The sequence below is a fragment of the Albidovulum sp. genome, assembly GCF_049646345.1.
Taxonomy (GTDB): Bacteria; Pseudomonadota; Alphaproteobacteria; order Rhodobacterales; family Rhodobacteraceae; genus Albidovulum.
Map to the genome: position 1 here is coordinate 1 of NZ_JBARVQ010000226.1, position 2,009 is coordinate 2,009.

The following is a 2,009-nucleotide window of genomic DNA, read 5'->3' on the forward strand; positions in this document are numbered from 1 at the left end:
ACCGGGGGAGGGTCGGGCGCTGCCCGGCCTCCCGGCCGGGTGGCTCCGTTCTTTCGGGGTGCAAACGGGAAAAAGGCGGGGTGAACCCCGCCCTACGCAGAGGACGATACGTTACGCCCAGCCGTAATTGAAGCTGACGCTGATCCGGTCGTCGTCGGCCAAGTTCATCGGCACTTCGTGGCGCAGCCAGCTTTCCCACAGCAACACATCCCCCACCTCGGGCGTCACATAGACAAAGCTCTGCAACTCCTGCGGGGCAGTCTTCTTACGGAGGGGCGCGTGCATCATCATGGGCAGGCGTGGGTCTTCCAGCTTCAGCGCCGAGGTGCCTGCCGGCATCGCCACATAAGTCGTGCCTGAAATTACCGAATGCGGGTGGATGTGGCTGGCATGCATGCCGCCTTCGGGCAGGATATTGATCCAGAGGCTGTCGCATTTCAGCGTCTTGCCCTGCAAGTCAAAGCCCAGTTCCTTGCAGAACGCCGCCACATGCCTGTCCAGCGCCTTTTCCAGATCGCCGAAGATCGGAAAGCGCCAGGGCAGATCGTTCAATGAGGAATAAGAGGTATAGCCCGGATAGCCATTGGCCTCGCACCAATCCTGTCCGGCCTCATCATCTCCGGCGATGGCCAGGCACGAGGCATTCAGTTCGCCGTAGTCGAGCTTGTTTTTTGCCAGCGCATTCAGCGGGCTGCGATAAAGGCGGGTCACGAAAAGCGGGGTGGTGTCAGCCATGGCGGCGATCCTTCGATGAAACGGCAAGGCCCCCGCCGTTTCCGGCAGGGGCCCTATTTCACAAGTCAGGCGATCTGACTGCTCTTACCAGTCTTCGCGAACCACGACGCGGGTCTTGATCGGCAACTTCATCGCGCCAAGGCGCAGGGCCTCGCGGGCGATGGTGTCGTTGACGCCGTCGATCTCGAACATCACGCGGCCCGGCTTGACCCTGGCAGCCCAGTAATCGACCGAACCTTTACCCTTACCCATCCGAACCTCGGTCGGTTTCGACGAAACCGGCGTGTCCGGGAAGACGCGGATCCAGACCCGGCCCTGACGCTTCATGTGGCGGGTGATCGCGCGGCGAGCCGCTTCGATCTGGCGCGCGGTGATGCGCTCGGGCTCGATCGCTTTCAGGCCGTAGCCGCCGAAGTTCAGTTCGAACCCGCCTTTGGCTTCGCCGCTGATCTTGCCCTTGAACTGTTTGCGGAACTTCGTCCGTTTCGGTTGCAGCATCTTGTCTACTCCTTACCGGGCGTCGCGGCGCGGGCCGCGCGGGTTCGGACCACGCGGAGACGGACCGTCCTGGGCCTCGGCCGCCTTGCGGTCGCGGGCCTGGGGGTCGTGCTCCATGATCTCGCCTTTGAAGATCCAGACCTTGATCCCGATGATGCCATAGGGGGTCGTTGCTTCGGCGAGCGCATAGTCGATGTCGGCACGCAGGGTGTGCAGCGGCACGCGGCCTTCGCGGTACCATTCGGTCCGGGCGATCTCGGCGCCGCCAAGGCGACCCGCGACGTTGACCCGGATACCAAGCGCACCCATCCGCATCGAGTTCTGCACGCCGCGCTTCATTGCACGGCGGAACGAGACACGACGCTCAAGCTGCTGGGCGATGCTTTCCGCGACCAGGGCAGCGTCCAGTTCCGGCTTGCGGACCTCGACGATGTTCAGGTGCAGTTCGCTGTCGGTGAAGTTCGCCAGCTTCTTGCGCAGGGTTTCGATATCGGCGCCTTTTTTGCCGATGATCACGCCCGGACGCGCAGTGTGGATGGTGACGCGGCACTTCTTGTGCGGACGCTCGATGATGACTTTCGAGACACCGGCCTGCTTTGCGTAGTCATGAATGAACTCACGCATCTTGAGGTCTTCAAGAAGCAGATTGCCGTAGTCTTTGCTGTCGGCGTACCAGCGGCTATCCCAGGTACGGTTGACCTGGAGGCGCATGCCGATCGGGTTGACCTTCTGTCCCATTACGCTTGCTCCTCGACTTGCCGCACCTTGATGGTCAG

General features: G+C 62.2%; 3 protein-coding genes. All 3 read right to left on the reverse strand.

The annotated features are described in order from the left end of the window. Window positions 1-111: 111 nt before the first annotated feature. A complete protein-coding gene (locus tag WBB85_RS05440; protein WP_432637613.1) occupies window positions 112-735 on the reverse strand; it encodes a TIGR02466 family protein in 624 nt (207 codons plus the stop codon). An 84-nt stretch (window positions 736-819) separates the two neighbouring features. After that, on the reverse strand, window positions 820-1,233 hold the full coding sequence (gene rplP, locus WBB85_RS05445; protein WP_432637614.1) for a 50S ribosomal protein L16: 414 nt from the start codon (window positions 1,231-1,233) through the stop codon (window positions 820-822). 12 nt (window positions 1,234-1,245) lie between these two features. Next, window positions 1,246-1,971, reverse strand: a complete 726-nt coding sequence (rpsC, locus tag WBB85_RS05450; RefSeq protein ID WP_432637615.1) for a 30S ribosomal protein S3 — start codon at window positions 1,969-1,971, stop codon at window positions 1,246-1,248. Between the last annotated feature and the right edge of the window lie 38 nt (window positions 1,972-2,009).